The organism is Halomonas koreensis (assembly GCF_031451675.1).
In the GTDB taxonomy this organism is placed as follows: domain Bacteria; phylum Pseudomonadota; class Gammaproteobacteria; order Pseudomonadales; family Halomonadaceae; genus Halomonas; species Halomonas koreensis.
Genome location: NZ_JARWAK010000019.1, coordinates 18,406 through 38,359, shown reverse-complemented (window position 1 = coordinate 38,359; position 19,954 = coordinate 18,406). Strand labels below are relative to the sequence as shown.

17 protein-coding genes and 1 pseudogene are annotated in these 19,954 nt (G+C 65.1%); 11 read left to right on the top strand and 7 right to left on the bottom strand.

Annotated features, from left to right (window positions below):
- Positions 1-109 precede the first annotated feature (109 nt).
- From QC818_RS16850 to QC818_RS16840, 3 genes are all read left to right on the top strand, one after another.
- A complete protein-coding gene (locus QC818_RS16850) occupies positions 110-1,510 on the top strand; it encodes an APC family permease (RefSeq protein WP_309654027.1) in 1,401 nt (466 codons plus the stop codon).
- Positions 1,511-1,888: 378 nt separating this feature from the next.
- Positions 1,889-2,272, top strand: a complete 384-nt coding sequence (locus QC818_RS16845) for a DUF6394 family protein (RefSeq protein WP_309654026.1) — start codon at positions 1,889-1,891, stop codon at positions 2,270-2,272.
- A 44-nt stretch (positions 2,273-2,316) separates the two neighbouring features.
- A complete protein-coding gene (locus tag QC818_RS16840; protein WP_309654025.1) occupies positions 2,317-4,050 on the top strand; it encodes a potassium channel family protein in 1,734 nt (577 codons plus the stop codon).
- A gap of 56 nt (positions 4,051-4,106) precedes the next feature.
- Here the strand turns inward: QC818_RS16840 and QC818_RS16835 are convergent, their stop codons facing one another.
- The 7 genes from QC818_RS16835 to QC818_RS16805 all read right to left on the bottom strand — a co-directional run bounded on the left by QC818_RS16835 (position 4,107) and on the right by QC818_RS16805 (position 11,537).
- Positions 4,107-4,793, bottom strand: coding sequence for an HAD-IA family hydrolase (locus QC818_RS16835; RefSeq protein ID WP_309654024.1), 687 nt, complete (start codon positions 4,791-4,793; stop codon positions 4,107-4,109).
- Between the two features lie 142 nt (positions 4,794-4,935).
- The gene (locus tag QC818_RS16830) at positions 4,936-5,943 is read right to left on the bottom strand and encodes a sodium:calcium antiporter (protein WP_309654023.1); all 1,008 of its coding nucleotides are present in this window, start codon (positions 5,941-5,943) and stop codon (positions 4,936-4,938) included.
- Positions 5,944-5,967: 24 nt separating this feature from the next.
- Positions 5,968-6,678, bottom strand: a complete 711-nt coding sequence (locus QC818_RS16825; RefSeq protein ID WP_309654022.1) for a retron Ec48 family effector membrane protein — start codon at positions 6,676-6,678, stop codon at positions 5,968-5,970.
- Entirely contained in the window at positions 6,675-7,826 is a 1,152-nt protein-coding gene (locus QC818_RS16820) for a reverse transcriptase family protein (protein WP_309654021.1), read from the bottom strand. The genes QC818_RS16825 and QC818_RS16820 overlap by 4 nt, the downstream gene beginning before the upstream one ends.
- Before the next feature lie 342 nt (positions 7,827-8,168).
- Complete coding sequence (fba, locus tag QC818_RS16815; RefSeq protein ID WP_309654020.1) at positions 8,169-9,233, bottom strand: class II fructose-bisphosphate aldolase; 1,065 nt, start codon at positions 9,231-9,233, stop codon at positions 8,169-8,171.
- Between the two features lie 67 nt (positions 9,234-9,300).
- Positions 9,301-10,464 carry a phosphoglycerate kinase gene (locus QC818_RS16810; protein WP_309654019.1) on the bottom strand — a complete coding sequence of 388 codons (1,164 nt, stop codon included), beginning with the start codon at positions 10,462-10,464 and terminating at the stop codon, positions 9,301-9,303.
- 38 nt (positions 10,465-10,502) lie between these two features.
- Entirely contained in the window at positions 10,503-11,537 is a 1,035-nt protein-coding gene (locus tag QC818_RS16805) for a type I glyceraldehyde-3-phosphate dehydrogenase (RefSeq protein WP_309654018.1), read from the bottom strand.
- 180 nt (positions 11,538-11,717) lie between these two features.
- Between QC818_RS16805 and QC818_RS16800 the strand changes: the two genes are divergently transcribed.
- From QC818_RS16800 to QC818_RS16765, 8 genes and pseudogenes are all read left to right on the top strand, one after another.
- Entirely contained in the window at positions 11,718-12,176 is a 459-nt protein-coding gene (locus tag QC818_RS16800) for an Hsp20/alpha crystallin family protein (RefSeq protein ID WP_309654017.1), read from the top strand.
- Between the two features lie 31 nt (positions 12,177-12,207).
- A complete protein-coding gene (locus QC818_RS16795) occupies positions 12,208-12,600 on the top strand; it encodes an Hsp20/alpha crystallin family protein (RefSeq protein ID WP_309654016.1) in 393 nt (130 codons plus the stop codon).
- Positions 12,601-12,721: 121 nt separating this feature from the next.
- Positions 12,722-13,609 (top strand): annotated as a pseudogene (locus tag QC818_RS16790) (class I fructose-bisphosphate aldolase).
- A 292-nt stretch (positions 13,610-13,901) separates the two neighbouring features.
- Positions 13,902-14,420, top strand: coding sequence for an Hcp family type VI secretion system effector (locus QC818_RS16785; RefSeq protein WP_309654015.1), 519 nt, complete (start codon positions 13,902-13,904; stop codon positions 14,418-14,420).
- A 239-nt stretch (positions 14,421-14,659) separates the two neighbouring features.
- A complete protein-coding gene (locus QC818_RS16780; protein ID WP_309654014.1) occupies positions 14,660-16,753 on the top strand; it encodes a type VI secretion system Vgr family protein in 2,094 nt (697 codons plus the stop codon).
- Positions 16,750-17,595, top strand: coding sequence for a DUF4123 domain-containing protein (locus QC818_RS16775; protein ID WP_309654013.1), 846 nt, complete (start codon positions 16,750-16,752; stop codon positions 17,593-17,595). The genes QC818_RS16780 and QC818_RS16775 overlap by 4 nt, the downstream gene beginning before the upstream one ends.
- Before the next feature lie 2 nt (positions 17,596-17,597).
- Positions 17,598-18,071, top strand: coding sequence for a DUF3304 domain-containing protein (locus tag QC818_RS16770; protein WP_309654012.1), 474 nt, complete (start codon positions 17,598-17,600; stop codon positions 18,069-18,071).
- On the top strand, positions 18,064-19,860 hold the full coding sequence (locus tag QC818_RS16765; protein WP_309654011.1) for a DUF2235 domain-containing protein: 1,797 nt from the start codon (positions 18,064-18,066) through the stop codon (positions 19,858-19,860). Before QC818_RS16770 ends, QC818_RS16765 begins: the two co-directional genes overlap by 8 nt.
- Positions 19,861-19,954 lie beyond the last annotated feature (94 nt).

Here is a 19,954-nt window from a genome sequence, read left to right as displayed (position 1 = left end):
CAAGGGCCATGCGAGCCGCCTGCCCTTGCCGAATCGCGCGTCGGCCGTGCCCCTGGCGGCCGGCCCCGACGCGCCCGACGATAACCCTCTCCTGACGGAGTCCCGACTGATGGAAGTCAACAAGAACAAGGTACTGCGCTGCCGCGACGTCACCCTCTACACCGTCTCGGCGATGCTGTTCATGGACCAGATCGCCCTGGCCGCCTCGCTGGGCTCGAGCAGCCTCTTCTGGTGGGCCTATGTACTGCTGCTGCTGTTCCTGCCGATGGCGATGATGACCTCGGAGCTCGGCACCACCTATCCGAGCAACGGCGGGGTCTATCACTGGGTGAGGCGCGCCTTCGGCTTTCGCTGGGGCGCCCGGGTGTCGTGGATGTACTGGGTCAACAACGCCCTGTGGATGCCCTCGGTCTACATCCTGTTCGCCAGCATGCTCAGCGCCTTCTACTTCCCCGACATGAGCCTGTGGCTGCAGATCGCCATCGGCTGCAGCCTGGCGCTGGTGACCTCGCTGTGCACCAGCGCCAGCCTCAGCGTGGGCAAGTGGCTGCCCAACCTGGGGGCGGTGCTGAAGCTGGTCTCGGTGCTGGTGCTGCTGGTCGGCGGCCTGCGCTACGGTTTCGAGGAGGGCTTCGCCAATCCCTTCACCTGGGAGGGCATCATGCCCGCCTCGCCGGCGGCCATCGCCGCGCTGGGGGTGATGGTCTACGGCATCATGGGCACCGAGCTGGCCTGCTGCAGCGCCGCCGAGATGATCGCGCCGCGCCGCGACATCCCTCGGGCCGTGCTGGCCTCGGGGCTGCTGATCGCCGCCTTCAACGTGCTGGGCACCATCGGGGTGCTGGCCGCGGTGCCCACCGACCAGACCGACGTCACCACCATCTTCGCCGAGTCGCTGTTCAACATGTACGGCCGCGAGGGCTGGGGCGGACTGCTGGCCAACCTGGTGGGCGGCTTCGTGCTCTTCACCTTCTTCACCAACATGGTGACCTGGAGCATGGGCACCAACCGGGCCGCGGTGGAGGCCGCCCATGCCGGCGAGTTCCCCGAGGTGTTCGGCATCGTGCACCCGCGCCACGACACCCCGGTGGGCTCGGCCTTGCTCGCCGCCGGGGTCAGCATCCTGGTGATGCTGATCTACGGGCTGGTGGCCGAGACCGCCGAGGGGCTGTTCTGGACCCTGCTGTCGATCTTCGCGATGATCTTCATGATGCCCTATGTGCTGATGTGCCTGGCCTTCATCAAGCTGCGGCTGACCTGCGACGAGCCGCGTCCCTTCCGCCTGCCGCTGGGCAATCGCCTGGCCTGCCTGTGGGCGGGCATCGTGGGGCTCCACGTGATCGCCGGCATCGTGCTGTTCGTGGTGACCCCCGGCGAGCCGATGGACTGGGACTACGCGGGCAAGATCCTGATCGGCGTGCTGCTGGCGCTGGCGATCGGCGAGGCGATGATCGCCCTCGGCCGCCGGCAGCACCGGCGCCGGCCCTCGAGCCAGGCGCTGCCGGGCTGAGACGCCGGCTGTCGGCATGAGAACGGGCCCATCCCTCAGGGGGTGGGCCCGTGTCTGCATGGCGCGGGGCGGTCAAGATGTCCGCGATCCGTGGCGGGCTGGCGGAGTATGCCGAGCTCGACGCCGGACTCGGGCGGCGGGTGCGGGGCGGCCCTGCCTCGGCCACGGCCCGTCATCGCGCCGAAGGCCGCCAGGGCGTGGCGGAAGGCCACGGCGCTCGGCCTCGAGCCTCGTCTCCGGCCGGGGCTTGGCGGACGCGTTGGCGGAGGGCGCGCGCATCCCGTTCTGCCCCCTGCTCGGCCCCATCACGGGGTGGCGTTCGCGGTCATCGAAGGCCCGTGCCTATACTGACGGCGCGTCCCGGCCAGGAGCAGGCCCGTGAATCTCGAGCGCGTCGTCTTCGGTTTCTTCATCGTCCTTACCCTGAGCCTCAATCACGCGTTCGTCGCGGGTGGCCTCGAGGCGCCCGCCCACCACAACGTGTGGATTCTTACGCTGGCCATCATCGTCAACCTGGTCGCGATCGGCCTGAAACTGGGGGATCGCTCCCAGACCGGGGCGTTGCTGCTGGCGGCCGGCCTGGTGGCCGGCCTTCTGTTGATCGCCGCGCGCATCGTCTGGATCGTCGCGGAACCCGGCGGCGGGGGTGGGCCGGGGCCCGAAGGCATGGCGGATATCGTCTCGATCGCCACGGGAGCGCTGGTCGCGAACATCGTCGCGACGGTGATCCTGGTCGGCGATACGCTGCTCTCGCGACGCTAGCATCGGTGCAGCGTGACCGGACAGGCTGAGGGAGGGTTGAAGGCGTGACGCAGACCTCCGATCTCGACCGTGTGGCGATGATCGTCCTGCGCTACATGCGTCGGCCGCTGTTCGCGCTGCTGTTCGTGTATTCGGTGGGCATCATGGGCATGGCCCTGATGCCCGGCCAGGTCGTCGATGGCGAGACGACGCACATGAACCTCTTCCACGCCTTCTATTTCTTCACCTACACGGCGACCACCACCGGCTTCGGCGAACTGCCGAACGGCTTCAGCGAGGAGCAGCGCCTGTGGACCATCTTCTGCCTCTATACCGGCGTCATCGCCTGGTTCTATGCGATCGGCTCGCTGATCGGCCTGGTGCAGAACCCCCATTTCATCCAGGCCATGGAGAGGTTCCGGTTCGCCCGCAAGGTCGAACGCAACGCGGAACCCTTCGTCATCCTTTGCGGTTTCGGCGATACCGGCAGCCTGCTGGCTCGGGGCCTGAGCGACCACCGCATGCGCGCGGTGATCCTTGATGCCGACCCGGAACGCATCAAGGCGCTGGGCGTGCGCGACTATACGGTCGCGATGCCGGGGCTCCATGCGGACGCCAGCGCGCCGAAACACCTCCTGGCCGCGGGGATCGAGCACCCCGCCTGCCGGGCCCTGGTCGCGCTGACCAACGATGACGACGCCAATCTCAAGATCGCGGTCATGGCGCGGCACCTGAACCCCCGGCTCCGGGTCATCTGTCGGTCGACCTCTGCCCGTCACGAGGCCAATCTGCGGGCGCTGGACAATGTCAGGGTCGTCGACCCCTTCGAGATCTTCGCGCAACTCCTCTACTGGGCGATCGCACGCCCCGAACTGCACAACCTCAATGCCTGGTTCGTGGGGGCGCGTGGGGTCGAGCTCGGGGCACCGGTCCAGGTGCCGCGGGGGAACTGGATCCTGTGCGGGTACGGACGGATGGGGTACTGGATCCATCGCTACCTCCGGTCCCATGGCGTCGGCGTACGCATCATCGACCCCGCCGTGGACGCCGAAGAGGCCGGAGAGGGGACGGTCATGGTCCGGGCGCACGCCGATCACTCGGCCTTGGTGACCGCGGGGATCGACGACGCGGCCGGGGTCGTCGCCGCGACGAATCGCGATTCCGACAATCTCAATACGCTGTTGGCGGTGACCCAGCTCAATCCGAAGGCGTTCCGCATCGTGCGCCAGAACAGTCACGAGAATCAGGTCGCCTTCGATGCCGCACAGGCCTGCCTGGTCCTCCAGCACAGCCTGACGACGGCGCGCCGGATCCTGAAGCTGCTGATCTCGCCTCTCGTCCAGGAACTGATCGACTGGCTGGCGGAACGCGAACCGGCCCAGACGAACGAGCTGGTAGCCCGCCTGCAGGCGGCCGTGGGCGCACATCCCCCCCACCTGTGGTCGGTGAGGCTGGTCCCGGGAGAAGCGCCGGCGGTGACCGAGTATCTGGAGGCCGGCGGGGCGGTGGCTCTGGAAGCGCTGTGCCGCGATGCCCGTGCCTTCCCGCACGGGCTTCCGTGCGAAGCGCTCGCCGTGCGCCGGGCGGGGCAATCGATCATGTTGCCGGACAAGGATCTTCCGCTTGGCGTCGGCGACGAGGTCCTCTTCTGCGGTGTCGATTGGGCGGAGCCGTTGCTGGAGGCGACACTCCATAACCCCTATACGCTGCGGTATGTCGTCACGGGAGAGGATGAGCCCCGCGGGTACGTGTTCGCCTGGTGCAAGGACAAGGTCATGGCGTCATCGAGGCGCTCATGAGTCGAACGGTCTCGCCTCGGCCGCCGCCCTTCGCCCGGGGCGGGCGGGCCAGCATATCAGGCCTGGGAGGTGGCCAGGGTGCGGTCCTGCTCCAGTCGGCCGATGACCCTGGGCAGCTGGAACATGCTGGTGATCGTGAGGGCCCCTTCCGGGGTCTGTTCGGCGTCGGGGAAGCGGTTGAGGTGGATCACCGTCATGCCGGCGGCCAGGGCGGCCTTGACCCCGACGATGGCGTCGTCGATGGCCACGCAGTCCTCGGGGGCATAGCCCATCATCGCGGCGGCATGCCGGAACAGGCAGGGGTCGGGCTTCCAGCACTGGGCCTCGTAGGCGCTGAACAGGTGTCGGCCGAACACCGCCTCCAGGTCGGTGGCGATCAGCGAGGTGCGGATCTTGTTGACCGGGCCGTTGGAGACCACGCCCATGGGGTGGCCGGCGAGGGCGGCCAAAGCCTCGGTGGCGCCGGTGATCGGCGTCAGGTCGGTGGCCAGCCGGCGGTTGAGGTTGGCGCGCATGTCGCGCTCCAGCACCTCCAGGCGGTCGGCGTCCACGCTGCCGTGGCGGCGCTCCAGTTCGGCGACGATATGCCGGAAGCGCGCCCCGCGGAACTCGCCGGTGTAATCGGCGGCCCGGAAGGGCAGGCCCACGGCGCTGAGGCTGGTCTCCATCTCCGCCGCCAGCAGGGGTTCGCTGTCGACCAGGGTGCCGTCGCAATCGAAGAGCAGGCAGAGAGGGCGTGCCATCACCGGGACCTCGCGGGTGTCTCAAATCAGCTACAGGGCTATTGTGTCATATCGGCCCCGTGCATCCTTAGTTTAAGACCATTTTTTCGACTTTGCGAACAGCGTTTTTCAATTCATCTTTTGGTGCACATTCGTCCGCCCCTCAGCCGGGGGCGGCCACCAGCATCAGCGCCCCGGCCAGGTAGCAGCCGGCGATGGCCAGGCTCTCGAAGCCGATCCGCCCGGGCCCCAGGCGCTCGCGGTGGATCATGCCGACCAGCAGGATGGCGGTCATCAGCAGCGACAGCGCCACCCACAGCGCCACCCGGTCCGGCATGGCGTGGTACAGCGAGCCGCCCCGGTAGGCCAGGTCCGAGGCGGCGACGAACAGGGTGTCGAAGGCGTTGCCGCCGATGATGCCGGCCACCGCCAGGGTCAGCGCGCCGCGGCGCACCGCCGCCACCGAGGTGACCAGCTCCGGCAGCGAGGTGACCACCGCGGTCATCAGCACCCCGACCACCGACTGGCCGAGGCCGGTCTCGGCGGCGATCGTCGAGGCGGCCCGCTCCAGCAGCCAGCCGCTCAGGCCCAGCAGCAGCGCCAGGCCGGCGAAGCCCAGCCACAGCGCCAGCGCCGAGCGCGCCAGGGCCGCCTCGTCGGGCACGTCCGGGGCCGTCTCCCGGGTCTGGGCCGGGCGCCACATGGGGCGATCCTTGGTGCGGTCGGCCAGGCGCAGGCCGAACAGGTAGACGATCACCAGCAGCGGCGTGACCGGGTGGACCTGCCACAGCGTCCAGTCCGGGGCGAAGCGCCCCACCAGCACCAGGGCCAGCAGGCACAGCAGCAGCCCGCCCTGCAGCAGGTTGCCGATGGAGGCCGCGGCGTGCTCCAGGTTGGCCCGCCGGTGGGTCAGGTCGGCGACGGTCAGGAACAGCGTCTGCACGGCGATGCCGCCCAGGGCGTTGCTCATCGCCAGGGTGGGGCGGTCGGCGAGCGCCGCCGACACCGACAGCACCAGCCCCGACAGCGAGGTGGCCATGCCCAGCAGCACGGCCCCGGCGATGGCCTCGCCCAGCCCGGTGCGGTCGGCCAGGTCATCGACGATACGGGTCAGCCGGGTGCCCGCCACGCCGATCACCAGGGTGCAGGTCATGAACAGACTGAGCGCCATGCTCAAAGTCATGGAGCTAAATATCTATGTGAATAACTGGTCGTATTTGATAGATTCAATATGATCAATCAAGTTGGATCTCTCCCAGTAACATATAGATATCCAAAGGAGCTTGTAAAGGTTTTTCTCGAGTTCGCAGAAGTGTTTTTGTGTGTGCTCGTGATCTTCTATGTGAACAAGACTGACTCCTAGGCTTTCTGAAAGTCCGGAGATATCCTCTCTGTGTCTGTCAAAATCAAAGCCATTGGGCTGAGCAATAAGATCGTTATTTTGTTGTATCGACTGCTTTATGGATTTTTCTTTTTCCCTTGCCTGTGTGCTTATGGATAAATCCCCATACTTGGATTCTGCATGTATATAATTGTACAGTTTCTTGTAGTTGATGTGGTTTATTAGGGGGAGTAGGCGATCTTTTTCTTCCTTGATGTGTTCGGTGAAATCCGCTCTGTGCGCCAAAAAGTTATTGAAGGCTGCTTGCTGTTTGGCGATCTTTGTAGTTTGGGCTGTTGAAACGCTGGTGAATATCGCAGCCAGAATGCCAAAGAAAGTAAAGCTGTATGCAAGAAGTTTTATTGGAAGGTTGAAGAAGTCATAGAAGAAGACAAAGCATTCTCTTGTGAAACAGAAGCTTAGGCCTTCTTTGGGATATATTAAGAATCCTAGCGAGGCAGCCAGGAGTATGGGAGGGATGGTTATTGCTGCAACTGTTCCTAATGCTTGGTTTTTGCTTTTCATCGTAATGCATGGAGGCGGTTGAGAAGCTGCGTTGCCTCTTTGTGAAAAGATTTTCTCATTATTATTGCCAGGTACCTAGATTTTGCGACTTCTTTTTTGTACCAATGGCGATTGCTATATTTTTCATGCTTATTTTCCAGTTTGCTCACTGTTTTGTAAAGCAGAAGCCTCTCTTTTGGTGAGATTAGAGGGCTGATTTTGTTTAATCTCTTTCTTAGGCTTGGGTAGCGTAAATCACCAGCTCTGCGCAGAAGGTTCACTCTTCCTGATGTGCTATGCCAGAGACGTCTAAACTCATGATGAGTTCTCTTGTTTGGTTCGCTCGCTAGTTTTTCGAGGTGTTTCACAGAACTACGAACCTTAGAGGCTTGGCCTGCTTGGAGCTTAGGCTGGCTTTCTCCGAGTCTAAGTCCATGCAAAACAATTGGAGAGTTTCCTTTTCTTTGGATTAGGGAGCTCTTCTTCTCGTTTACTTTGAACCCTTGAGAAGAGATTGTTGCTCTTATGATCGAAGCTTCTCGCTCGATTTTGTGACCGATCTCTGTGTGGGAGATCGCTATGTCGTCCATTAGCCTCGTGTACGTCACTCCTTTCTCTTTCAACGAGGAGTATAATTGGTGCTCTTTTTTGTAAAGGGCTAAGTTGGCTACAATTGGGCTGGTCGGAGCCCCCTGAGGCAAGAAGTCGTAGATAGGGTGCGTGCAAATCTGGGTCAGTGTCCAGGCAACCCTTTCTGGGAAGTGGAAAAATCTTAAGAAAATGTCGAATATCTTGTCTTTGTCGATAGACGGAAAGAAGTCTTCTATGTCGATTGTGGCTAAGCAGCCGGCTCCGCAATGAAGCTGCACGCACTTAAAGTAGTCTCTTGGGTTGCTCTCGTCCTTTATTGAGCCGAAGAGATAGGGTGGAAACTGGATATGTGGAAATATTCTTCCACATATTCTCTGTTGGGTTGTCTTTAACCTATAATTTGGGTTGAATACGGTCCTATAGGTGCCGTTCTTCTTCGGGATGGGGAGCTCGGAGTAAGTTTGCGGTGATTGCTCAATGTCTGATAGTAGCTCTTCGAGCTCACTCTCAGAGATGCTGAGAGTCTTGGCTAAACTTGCTTTGGAAGAGATCCGGTTTTTAGGAGTGTACTTGAGCATGAGGCATTTTTCTGTAATGAATTGGCCTCTTCAGCCGATGGCTTTGCACAGCTAGCCGCGGTAAATGTAGATGAAGAAGAAAGAGCTGTGCTGAAGAGGCCAATTACTGAGGTACTGTCGGTTCCGCCTGCTTCCCAGGCCCGCTGCCCCATAAGACCTTTTGGTCGCCACGTATGGCAAAACTTGCGTCTCCATCAAGTCACCGCGATGGCCGAGACGGCCATTCAACAACTAGTCTGTATTCCTATAGAGCCGGTGTCAATAAGAGTGAGTTCATGGATGGCAAAAAGGGCGACCCCATGGGGCCGCCCTCGCGCGATCAGCATTCAGGGGTGCCGGCGATCACTTCACCCGCGGGTCCAGTTCGCCGCGCTCGTAGCGCTTGAACATTTCCTCGAGGTTGATCGGCTTGATCTTGCTGGCCTGGCCGGCGGTGCCGAAGGCCTCGTAGCGGGCCTTGCAGACCTCCTTCATGGCCGCGGTGCTGACCTTGAGGAACTTGCGCGGGTCGAACTCGGCGGGGTTCTCGGCCAGGAAGCGACGCACGGCGCCGGTGGAGGCCAGGCGCAGGTCGGTGTCGATGTTGACCTTGCGCACGCCGTGGCGGATGCCCTCGACGATCTCCTCGACCGGCACGCCATAGGTCTCGGGGATGGCGCCGCCGAACTCGTTGATCACCTCGAGCCACTCCTGGGGCACCGAGGAGGAGCCGTGCATCACCAGGTGGGTCTCGGGGATGCGGGCGTGGATCTCCTTGATGCGCTGGATGGAGAGGGTGTCGCCGGTGGGCGGCCGGGTGAACTTGTAGGCGCCGTGGCTGGTGCCGATGGCGATGGCCAGGGCGTCCACCTGGGTGGCCTTGACGAAGTCGGCGGCCTCTTCCGGGTCGGTGAGCAGCTGGTCGTGGTCCAGCTTGCCCTCGGCGCCCACGCCGTCTTCCTCGCCGGCCATGCCGGTCTCCAGGCTGCCCAGGCAGCCCAGCTCGCCTTCCACGGAGACGCCGCAGGCGTGGGCCATCTCGACGGTGCGGCGGGTCACGTCGACGTTGTACTCGTAGCTGGTCGGGGTCTTGCCGTCCTCGCCCAGGGAGCCGTCCATCATCACCGAGGAGAAGCCCAGCTGGATGGAGCGCTGGCAGACCGCCGGGCTGGTGCCGTGATCCTGGTGCATGACCACCGGGATGTGCGGGAATTCCTCCACGGCGGCGAGGATCAGGTGGCGCAGGAAGGGCGCGCCGGCGTACTTGCGGGCGCCGGCGGAGGCCTGGACGATCACCGGGGAGTCGGTCTCGTCGGCGGCCTCCATGATGGCGCGCATCTGCTCGAGGTTGTTGACGTTGAAGGCCGGAACGCCGTAGCCGTGCTCGGCGGCGTGGTCCAGCATCTGGCGCATGCTGATCAGTGCCATGAAGTCACCTTTTTGCGTGATGGGGCGCGGCGGGCCGGCGCCGCGTCCGTCTCGGTTGTGTCGGGGGTCAGCCGGCCGCGGCTTGCAGGGCGGCCACGGCGGGCAGGGTCTTGCCTTCCACGTACTCGAGGAAGGCGCCGCCGCCGGTGGAAATGTAGGACACGCGATCGGCGATGCCGTACTTGTCGATGGCCGCCAGGGTGTCGCCGCCGCCGGCGATGGAGAAGGCCGCGCTCTCGGCGATGGCCAGGGACAGGGCCTCGGTGCCGCGGCCGAACTGGTCGATCTCGAACACGCCCACCGGGCCGTTCCAGAGGATGGTGCCGGCGGCCTTGAGCTGCTCGGCGAGGCGGGAGGCGGTCTCGGGGCCGATGTCGAGGATCATCTCGTCGTCGCCCACCTGGTCGACGGGCTTGGTCACCGCGGAGGCCTGCTCGGAGAACTCGGTGGCCACCACCACGTCGCTGGGCAGCGGGATCTCGACCCTGGCCATCAGCGCCTTGGCCGAGTCGATCAGCTCGGCCTCGTGCAGCGACTTGCCGACGTTGTAGCCGGCCGCGGCGATGAAGGTGTTGGCGATGCCGCCGCCGACGATGATCCGATCGCACTTCTCGGACAGGGCATTGAGCACCTCGAGCTTGGTGGAGACCTTGGAGCCGCCGACGATGGCGGTCATCGGCCGCTGGGGGGTGGCCAGCGCCGTCTCCAGGGCCTCGAGCTCGCCGGCCAGCAGCGGGCCGGCGCAGGCCTCGGCGGCGAAGCGCGCCACGCCGTGGGTGGAGGCCTGGGCGCGGTGGGCGGTGCCGAAGGCGTCCATCACGTAGACGTCGCACAGCGCCGCGTACTGCCGAGCCAGGGCCTCGTCGTCCTTCTTCTCGCCCTTGTTGAAGCGCACGTTCTCGAGCAGCGCGACCTCGCCGTCCTGCAGGTCGAGCTCGGCGCCGAGGTAGTCCTTGACCAGGCGCACCCGGCGCTCGAGCAGCCCGCCCAGATGATCGGCCACCGGCGCCAGGGAGAACTCCTCGGCCGGCTCGCCCTCGGTGGGGCGGCCGAGGTGGCTCATCAGCAGCACCTTGGCGCCGGCCTCGAGCGCCGCCCGGATGGTCGGCAGGCTGGCCCGCAGGCGGGCATCGCTGGTCACCTTGCCGTGCTTGACGGGCACGTTCAGGTCCTCGCGGATCAGCACCCGCTTGCCGCGGAGGTCGAGGTCGGTCATCTTGCGCACGTTCATGGAAGCAGATTCCTCGTCTGGGAAAAGCCGAAGGGGGATCAGGCGTCGGAGGACGGCCGCGGGCCGAGTCGGGCGATGCGCCCGGCGACGTCGAGCATGCGGTTGGCGAAGCCCCACTCGTTGTCGAACCAGCACATCAGCTTGATCAGGCGGCCGCCGGCCACCCGGGTCTGGGTGGCGTCCACGATACCGGAGCGCGGATCGTGGTTGAAGTCGACCGAGGCCATGGGCTCCTCGGTGTAGCCGAGCAGGCCGTCGAGCCGGGAACGGCTGGCCTCGCGGAGCAGGACGTTGACGCTCGCCGCGTCGGTGTCGGTGCGCACGCACAGCGACAGGTCCATCGCCGAGACGTTGATGGTCGGCACCCGCATGTGCAGGCACTCGAAGCGCCCGGCCAGGTGCGGCATCAGGCGGTTGATGCCGCGGGCCAGGCCGGTATCCACCGGCACGATGGAGTGCATCGCCGAGCGGGTCAGGCGCAGGTCGGTCTGGTGGTAGGCGTCGATCACCGGCTGGTCGTTCATCGCCGAGTGGATGGTGGTGGTCACGCCGTGCTCGATGCCCAGCGCCTCGTCGAGCACGGTGAGCACCGGCACCAGGCAGTTGGTGGTGCAGGAGGCGGCGGAGACGATGCGGCAGGCCGCGGTCAGGTCGGCGTCGTTGATGCCGGTGACCACGGTGGCGTCCACGTCGCTCTCGGCGGGCTGGGAGAACAGCAGCCGGCCGGCGCCGGCGGCCAGGTGGGCCTCGGCGGTGGCGCGGTCCTTGAAGCTGCCGGAGCACTCCAGCACCAGGTCGATGTCGAGCTCGCGCCAGGGCAGCCGCTCGGGCTCGGCCTCGGAGAGCACCCGGATGGGGCGGCCGTCGATCACCAGGTGGTCGCCGTCGATCTCGACCCGGCCCGGGAAGCGCCCGTGGGTGGTGTCGTAGCGGGTCAGGTAGGCGATGGTGTCGAGCCCGGAGAGCTCGTTGATGGCCACCACCTCCAGCGCCGGCGCGCCGCGCTCGACGAGGGCGCGCAGCACGCACTGGCCGATGCGGCCGTACCCGTTGATGGCGATGCGTGTGGCCATGGCGTTGCCGGTGACTCCTGGGCGAGGGACGGAAACCCGCGATTCTAGCGCATTTCGGTCACGCCGTCGCGGCCGTCGGCCCCCTTGAAAAGCCGCCGTGCGCTCCTATCTAGTAGGGTGAGAGGCCCGCGTGGGGCGGCCTCGCGTTCGCGTCATCAGCGATGACAGGAGGTGTTCGACATGTTCGGAGATCTCAGGCGTTTCGATACCGACTGGACGAGCGGCGGCGACTGGTTCCGTCGCTTCGTGGACGAGCTGTGGCCCGAGCCCGGCGCCGCCGACATCCGCTCGGTGCCGCGGGGCAGCTTCCCGAGGATCAACGTGGGGCGCACCGACGATGCGGTCCGGGTCTACGTCTTCGCCCCGGGCCTGGCGCCCGATGCCCTGGAGGTCAGCCTGCAGGACAACGTGCTGACGGTCAGCGGTCGCCGTCCCGCCGCGACGGAGCCGGCCCCCGGCGAGCGCCGCACCCGCTTCCGCCGTGAGCGGGCGACGGGTGAGTTCAGCCGCTCGGTGGCCCTGCCCGAGGGGCTCGACCCGGACCGCGCCGAGGCGCGCTTCCGCCATGGCGTCTGCGAGGTGGTGCTGCCCAAGCGCGAGGAACTCAAGCCGCGGCGCATCGACATCCAGGCATCCTGAAGACGGCATAGCCAGAAGGAGGTGAATCGCCATGAACGATGTCGCCAAGCACGAACCGGGCCGCGAGCCCGTCGAACGCCGCGAGCGGCGGGTCGATGCCCTGCTGCCGCCGGTGGACATCTACGAGGAGGACAACGCCCTGCACCTGGTGGCCGACATGCCGGGGGTGAGTCGCGACACCCTGTCCATCGAGGTCAACGACAACGTGCTCAGCCTGGAGGGCGAGGTGGCCCTGGACATGCCCGAGGGGCTGACCTCGATCTACGCCGAGGTGCGCTCGCAGCGCTATGCCCGGCGCTTCACCCTGAGCCACGAGGTCGACGTGGACGCCATCCGGGCGAGCATCGACGACGGGGTGTTGCACCTGGTGATGCCCAAGAAGGAGACCCACCGGCCGCGCCGCATCGAGGTCAAGGCGGCCTGACTCGACCGTGCTCTATCGCCCCCGTCACCGGGGGCGATTTCTTTCCTGGCCGTCCTGCCCGCTCCCCCGTCCCATCCTCTACGCTTGAACCATGCCAAGGACATCCACAGGGAGAGAGGGCATGACCGATATCGAAAGCCTGATTGGGCGCTGAGGCTGGGTCCCTGCTCGGCCATGTCTGCGAGGGGTGCGCCGCGATCCCCGCATCTGCCCGGACCGGACTACATCGACCGGGTGCTGGTGCACGGCGACCGCAGCCCGGCGGTGCTGCATAACCTTCAGGCGCTGATGAACCATGGTCGGCTGGGCGGCACCGGCTACCTGAGCCTGCTGCCGGTGGATCAGGGCATCGAGCACTCCGCCGGGGCCTCCTTCGCGCCCAACCCCCGATACTTCGACCCGGCCAACATCGTCGAGCAGGCCTTCGACATGGGCTGCGTGGCGGTGGGGGGCCTCCGTCTACTTCGGCTCTCCCGAGAGCCGCCGCCAGATCACCGAGATCGCCGAGGCCTTCGAACGGGCCCACCAGCTCGGCATGGTGACGGTGCTCTGGGCCTACCTGCGCAGCCCCGCCTTCAAGCGCGACGGTCGCGACTACCAAGCCGCCGCCGACCTGACCGATCAAGGCATCCATCTGGCGGCGACGCTCAAGGCCGACATCGTCAAGCAGAAGCAGGCCGAGACCAACGCCGGCTACCGGGACCTGGGCTTCGGCCACACCCATGCCAAGGTCTACGACGAACTGACCTCCGAGCATCCCGTCGACTTGGCCCGCTACCAGGTGGCGAGCTGCTACATGGGCTGGGTGGGGCTGATCAACTCGGGTGGGGCCTCCGGCGGCGAGAGCGACCTGACCCAGGCGGTGCGCACCGCGGTGATCAACAAGCGGGGCGGTAGCATGGGGCTGATCTCCGGGCGCAAGGCCTTCCAGAAGCCCATGGACGAGGGCGTCGCGCTGTTGTACGCCATCCAGGACGTCTATCTGGACGAATTCATCTCTATCGCCTGAGCAGCGTGGGTGCCCCTCGCCGAAGCCTGGTCTGCCGGCTCGATTCGATAGGGGGCTCGACGAGGGCTCAGCTATCGACACGGGCATGAGGCTAAACAAGATTAGGCAAAAGATTGCCCGCCGGGCAACTTCTTGCTCGATCTGGGCAAGATATTGCCCAAGTCAGTTGAGTGATGGAAAGCTGGTATTTTCATAACTATTGGAAGTTAATGGATAAATAGGCGGATGGCGCAGGGCCTGCTTTTATAGGGTGTCCATCGGACACCGTCATTCAACGTCAAGGAGCAGACCCATGCCTACGCCGTGTTATATCAGCATCGAAGGCCAGACCCAGGGCAACATCACCGCCGGGGCCTTCACCCCCGAGTCCGTCGGCAACATCTACGTCGAGGGCCACGAGGACGAGATGCTGGTGCAGGAATTCAAGCACATCGTCACCGTGCCGACCGACCCGCAGTCCGGCCAGCCCTCCGGCCAGCGCGCCCACAAGCCGTTCATCTTCACCGTGGCCCTGAACAAGGCCGTACCGCTGCTGTACAACGCCCTGGCCTCCGGCGAGATGCTGCCCAACGTCGAGCTGAAGTGGTACCGCACCTCCGTGGAGGGCAAGCAGGAGCACTTCTTCACCACCGCGCTGACCGACGCCACCATCGTCGACATCAACCTGCGCATGCCCCATGCCCAGGACTCCGATAGCGCCGAGTTCACCCAGCTGATGGACGTCTCCCTGGCCTATCGCAAGATCGACTGGGAGCACACCGTCGCCGGCACCTCCGGGGCCGACGACTGGCGCGCCCCGATCGAGGCCTAAGGCCTCGCGCCACCGACGATGCCCCAGCCAATGCTCGCGCCGGCGGGCACCGTGTTCGCCGCCAGGGCCCCGGCCCTGGCGGCGGCATGCGTCAGCGTTTGCCTATTCTGTTTGTAAGCGATCGCTTACGCATGCCGCCGACGCCTTGTCTCGGCGACGCGCTCGCGTAACCTACCCCTGCCGTTGGCCACTCCGCGCCGGCGGGACCAGGAACGGACACGGCCTCCAGGAGGGATGCCATGACCCAGGCCAATGGACTGCAGTTCACCCTGAGCCTCGCCGGGGCCGGCGAGGCCGAGCTGGCGGTGATCGACTTCACCCATGAGGAGGCGCTGTCGGCGCCCTTCCACCTGCGGGTGCGCTTCGCCAGCCGCGCCGGCGACCTCGCGCCGGAGGCGCTGCTCGACCGCCCGGCGAGCCTCACCGTGTGGCAGGACGGCGTGGCCCAGCGCCGCGTCCACGGCATCATCAGTGAGTTCGGCCGCGGCGACCGCGGCCATCGCCGCAGCCACTACGAGGCGGTCATTCGTCCGTCGCTGTGGCGGCTCTCGCTGCGCCAGAACTCACGGATCTTCCAGCGCGTCTCGCCGCTGACGATCCTCAACACCCTGTGCGAGGAGCGCGGCCTGCGTGATGTGGCCTTCGCGGTGACCCGCGAGCCCGCCGAGCGCGAGTACTGCGTGCAGTACCGCGAGACCGATCTCGCCTTCCTCGAGCGCCTGGCCGCCGAGGAGGGGCTGTTCTACTTCCATGAGTTCGAGGATGCCGACCTCGGCGCCCACCGCCTGGTGTTCGCCGACGACCCGCAGGTGCTGGCCGCGCTCGGCGAGCGCCCCTATCACCACCGCGCCGGCGGCAGCGCGCCCCGGCGTCACCTGCGCCGGCTGACCCAGACCGCCCGGGTGCGCCCGGCCCGCGCCCAGCTCAAGGACTATTCGTTCAAGCAGCCGGCCTATGCCCAGCTGCATGATCACCAGGGCCAGGGGCTGGAGCAGCACAGCCAGCGGGCGGACTACGAGCACTACGACTACCCGGGCCGCTACAAGGCCGACGCCTCGGGCCAGGCCTTCACTCGCCATCGCCTGGAGCACCTGAGAAGCGACGCCCTGACCCTGGCCGGCGAGAGCGACCTGCCGGAGCTCGCCCCGGGCACGCGCTTCATCCTGGCCGACCACGACGTGGACGCGTTCAACCGCGGCTGGCAGGTCGTCAAGGTGGTCCACGAGGGCGAGCAGCCCCAGGCGCTGCAGGAAGACGCCGTGGGTGTGACCGCCGGGGATCGTGACGGCATGACCCGCTATCACAACACCCTGAGCCTGACCCCGGACGACGCCGCCTGGCGCCCGGTGCCCCGGCCCAAGCCGCGGGTCGACGGCCCCCAGGTAGCCTTCGTGGTGGGCCCCGAGGGCGAGGAGATCCACTGCGACGCCCACGGCCGGGTGCGCTGCCAGTTCCCCTGGGACCGCTATGCGGCACCGGATGAAACCGCCAGCGCCTGGCTGCGCGTCAGCCAGGGCTGGGCCGGGGGCGGCTACGGCATGATGGCGATCCCGCGCATCGGCCACGAGGTGATCGTGTCCTTCCTCGAGGGCGACCCGGACCAGCCGCTGATCACCGGGCGCACCTACCACGCGGTGAACACCCCGCCGTACCCGCTGCCGGAGCACAAGACGCGCACCGTGCTGCGCACCCAGACCCACCAGGGCGAGGGCTTCAACGAGCTGCGCTTCGAGGACCAGCGCGACCAGGAGCAGATCTGGGTGCACGCCCAGAAGGACCTGGAGCTGCTGACCGAGAACGACCGCACCGAGGAGATCCGCCGCGACAGCCACCTCAAGGTGAAGCGCGATCGCATCGAAGAGCTCGACCGCGACGACCACCTCACCGTGCACGGCGAGCGGCGCGAGAAGAGCGACGGCGCCCAGCACCTGACCGTCGACGGCAGCCTGCACCTCAGCGCCGGCCAGGCCTGGCTCACCGAGAGCGGCCGCGAGCTGCACATCCAGGCCGGCCAGAAGGTGGTGCTGGAGGCCGGCAGCGAGCTGACCCTGGCCGCCGGCGGCAGCTTCCTCAAGGTCGACGGTGGCGGCATCACCCTCGTCGGGCCCAGCGTCAAGGTCAACGCCGGCGGCAGCCCCGGCAGCGGCACGGGGCAGGGCGCCCAGGCGCCGCTGCGGCCGGGCGAGGCCATCGCCGAGCATCACGAGCGAATCGACCCCAGTCAGCGCGAGGCCACATTGGCTTCCACGCTGGTGCCGCCTGATATATGCGAGGAATGCTGGAAGAAGGCCCTCGCCGAGGGGCAATTCCTGATACCGGGAGATGGGACATGAGTACTGGCCTGATGCCCGATGACTGGTGGAATGGCCAGGACTCCTGGGTAGGCAACCGTTATGCCTTGATCGAAATGGGCGCGCTGTCGGGGGAAACGCGGACGGCGCTGGTCGAAGCGGCCGGCGGGAGTTATTGGCCACTGATACGAGGGACCCAGCAGGAGCACTTGATCAGGGAGGGCCCCTGGCTGATGGCGCTGTCGAATGCCGAGGAAGCAGATTGGCCAGGTCTGCAAGCGATGGGGTGTGGCTTGATGGCATGGATCGAGAGCGCCCTGCCAGAACCTGCGCTAGCCAGCCAACTGGCACCGGCCATGACGGTGTTGTCGCCCGAGGGGAAAGCCTGGTTATTGCGTTTCTATTCGCCCTCGATCATCCAGGCCCTCCATGAGCGAGCGACATGGTCCTGGCATCGCGATCTCTTCAACGGCATCGAACGCTGGTGGTATCGGGCTCAACCGGGTGGCTGGCAATACCTAGACGGCCTGCCGGATGATGGACGAAGGCATGATGCCTGGCGTCTCGAGTGTGATGCGTCGCTTTGGGATGCGCTCACCGGCAACACCGAAGTCATGACACTGACCGCACATTTCGTGAGCGAGATGCCGGAGCTGTTCGGGGATATCTGCCCCTGTGACCGTCCCGGACGGGTGGCCAACGCTCTTGCGGCCGCCGATGAGGCACAGCTATTACGCCCCGAGGATCGCAGAGTGTATGTCTACCTCTGGTTGGAGAAAGGGGAAAGCTTCTTGCATAGCGACTCGATGAAACACGGTATTGAACAGGCGGCCTGTAGCGCGAAAACACTGCTCGAATCCCTTCAGACACTGGAGGAGCATTGACCATGCTGGTGCGTTGGATGATACGGCGGGCACTGCGAGACGTACCTGTCTGGGTACAGGTGGTGGGGGTGGCGGCGCTGCTTGCTTACATCGGTTGGTACAGCTTTCTGCGCATGCCGACGGGTGGCACTCTCCAAAGCCACAGCTATATTGACCGGTCCATTTATAGCTATTGGGTCAACGATAACTGGGGGGGGAACTTGGGGCCCTTTGGTGGGAAGACGTCTTGCTGCTGGTCCTTCGAAGGTGATACAGCCGAGGTGGTATGGATATATGGGCGAACCGTAGAAGAATTTGAGCGTGGGGATAAGCAGGAACGTCATAGAATGACACTGCCGATGCCGGAGCGCACCCGGGAGGACCGCTACCTGCATGTGCACTTCCTGCCGGACGATCAGGTAGAGCTGGTTTGGAGCCCAAGTTTTAGTTCGCCCTTGGCAGATCAGATGGTGCGGGAGTATCCCAAGGATGATTGATCAGCAGACCCTGGAACGCTGCCAGGTGCTCAATGCCCGCGCCGAGGCCATGTCATCTCTTCGTATCGGCGCCGACTGCCGGCTCACCCTGGAAATGGGTTTCTTCTTCGATGGCATGGGCCGCCACCTGGAGCAGGATCTCCAGGAAAATCGCGTTAGCAATATCGGCCGGCTATTTTCTGCCTTCCCCGGTAAGGCCAGAGATAAGCAGGGGCAGGCTTTTCGAGCCGTATATATATCCGGGCTAGGAACGCCTCATCAAGCTACTTTGAGCGAAGGCCTTGAAGCTGCTTTGCAGCGTTCCCCTGCCGATATCGATACTGCCGTCTCCGGGCATATCGGCACCAATACCCTGGGGGCCATGGCCGAGACGGCCCTCCACGACGGTAGCCAGGGGCATTGGTGGGAGGTCTTCGGTCGCTCCTGGAAGGCATCGCTAACCAAGCCATGGGAGTGGGTCAAGAGCGCGCGAGATGCGGCCATTCGCACCGGTGCCGAGGTCTTCGGACCTATCCGCGACCACCCCATTGCAGCCAATCTATTGATGAGTGGTGCGGCGACCCGCCAGGCGGCTGCCATCGAGCAGTTTCGCGGTGCTGTACAGGATGCGACCCGCAACAGCCAGATGCCGCTCGGCACGATTCGGATCTCGGTCTTCGGTTTCGATTTCGGTGCCGCCCTGGCCAAGGCCTTCGTGCGCGAGTTGCTGGAGGAGGTCTGCGAGCAAGAGGGCGAACGTTATTATTTCGAGGGCGCCGAGATACAGGTCGTCTTTGCGGGGCTCTTCGACTGTGTCGATCGCACGCACCCCGAACTTGGCCCCGTGGACTGGTTCCACCCCTTGACGCCGGTTCTCGATGATGGCGGTCCACTCCACCTCGGTTGCCGTCGGGCGCTGCACTTGATTGCCGCCCATGAGCGGCGTTTCTATCGCCGCTGTCGCCCCCTCGGGCCATTGCAGGATAACTGGCGAGAAATCCTGCAGCCTGGGATCAGCGAGGATATCGGCGGCGGCCTGAAGCCAGACGAGCAAAAGATCAGTGCCGAGCTGTCACTGGCGGCGCTTCATCGCATGTATCGTAATGCCATGACATCGGGGGTACCTTTCCCGGACCTTGAAGCCCTCTATCAACGAGATCCAGACACAGCAGCGTTCTTTATCCTTAATGATGAAGTGAGTGGCCACTCTCTAGTGGCGCTGCGTCGCCATTATGAGCGGTTCGCCAATGGTGCACTGTCCCCCAACGAGGCGCACTTCCGGCAGCACGCCCAACTTTATCTGGCCTGGTTGGCTCATCGCTATCGGGAGTACCAGGCGACTCGTGCGGCGCTGGAGGCACAGCTTGATGCCCTGCCTGATCGCACGACCAGCGGTGTACTGGGCGTGCCGACCGCCTCACTCACCGCTTCCCCGGACGAGTGGCACGAGATAGAAGCCGATGCCGCGGAGGCGGAGCAGGCCCTTGGTCGCCTGGAAACGCAGTGGGGTTGGCTGGAGGAAGTTGACCAGGAAGCCCGCCAGATTCGCGCGCTATTTCTATCGAGCGATGGCGTGACTCATCGCCAGGCTCGGCAGACGCTCGAGTACGAGTATCGTATGGCCGAGGCCTGGTGGCGCTGGACACGAGAAACGGCGCCACCTGCACGACCTGAAGAAGTGGAACTGCTGTTTGCCTATGGGCTGCACGACAAGCAGCCCGAAGAACAGCGGATGCGCAACCGGCAGGCGACAATGCTTTTAGGGGGCTATCATTTCTTCGCCTGGCGACGCCTCGATGTCCCCCAGTGAGGCATGGTGAGCCTGGAAGCCATCACCGGCTCCCGGTGGGGTGACGCCACAAGGCCAATGAAAAGGGCACGGCCTGCGCCGTGCCCCCTTCTTC

What these genes read in the sequence shown, in the direction of transcription:
- QC818_RS16850 (WP_309654027.1), top strand. Translation starts at nt 110, where the DNA reads ATGGAAGTCAACAAGAACAAGGTACTGCGCTGCCGCGACGTCACCCTC.
- QC818_RS16835 (WP_309654024.1), bottom strand. Translation starts at nt 4,793, where the DNA reads ATGGCACGCCCTCTCTGCCTGCTCTTCGATTGCGACGGCACCCTGGTC.
- QC818_RS16830 (WP_309654023.1), bottom strand. Translation starts at nt 5,943, where the DNA reads ATGGCGCTCAGTCTGTTCATGACCTGCACCCTGGTGATCGGCGTGGCG.
- QC818_RS16825 (WP_309654022.1), bottom strand. Translation starts at nt 6,678, where the DNA reads ATGAAAAGCAAAAACCAAGCATTAGGAACAGTTGCAGCAATAACCATC.
- QC818_RS16820 (WP_309654021.1), bottom strand. Translation starts at nt 7,826, where the DNA reads ATGCTCAAGTACACTCCTAAAAACCGGATCTCTTCCAAAGCAAGTTTA.
- fba (WP_309654020.1), bottom strand. Translation starts at nt 9,233, where the DNA reads ATGGCACTGATCAGCATGCGCCAGATGCTGGACCACGCCGCCGAGCAC.
- QC818_RS16810 (WP_309654019.1), bottom strand. Translation starts at nt 10,464, where the DNA reads ATGAACGTGCGCAAGATGACCGACCTCGACCTCCGCGGCAAGCGGGTG.
- QC818_RS16805 (WP_309654018.1), bottom strand. Translation starts at nt 11,537, where the DNA reads ATGGCCACACGCATCGCCATCAACGGGTACGGCCGCATCGGCCAGTGC.
- QC818_RS16800 (WP_309654017.1), top strand. Translation starts at nt 11,718, where the DNA reads ATGTTCGGAGATCTCAGGCGTTTCGATACCGACTGGACGAGCGGCGGC.
- QC818_RS16795 (WP_309654016.1), top strand. Translation starts at nt 12,208, where the DNA reads ATGAACGATGTCGCCAAGCACGAACCGGGCCGCGAGCCCGTCGAACGC.
- QC818_RS16785 (WP_309654015.1), top strand. Translation starts at nt 13,902, where the DNA reads ATGCCTACGCCGTGTTATATCAGCATCGAAGGCCAGACCCAGGGCAAC.
- QC818_RS16780 (WP_309654014.1), top strand. Translation starts at nt 14,660, where the DNA reads ATGACCCAGGCCAATGGACTGCAGTTCACCCTGAGCCTCGCCGGGGCC.
- QC818_RS16775 (WP_309654013.1), top strand. Translation starts at nt 16,750, where the DNA reads ATGAGTACTGGCCTGATGCCCGATGACTGGTGGAATGGCCAGGACTCC.
- QC818_RS16770 (WP_309654012.1), top strand. Translation starts at nt 17,598, where the DNA reads ATGCTGGTGCGTTGGATGATACGGCGGGCACTGCGAGACGTACCTGTC.
- QC818_RS16765 (WP_309654011.1), top strand. Translation starts at nt 18,064, where the DNA reads ATGATTGATCAGCAGACCCTGGAACGCTGCCAGGTGCTCAATGCCCGC.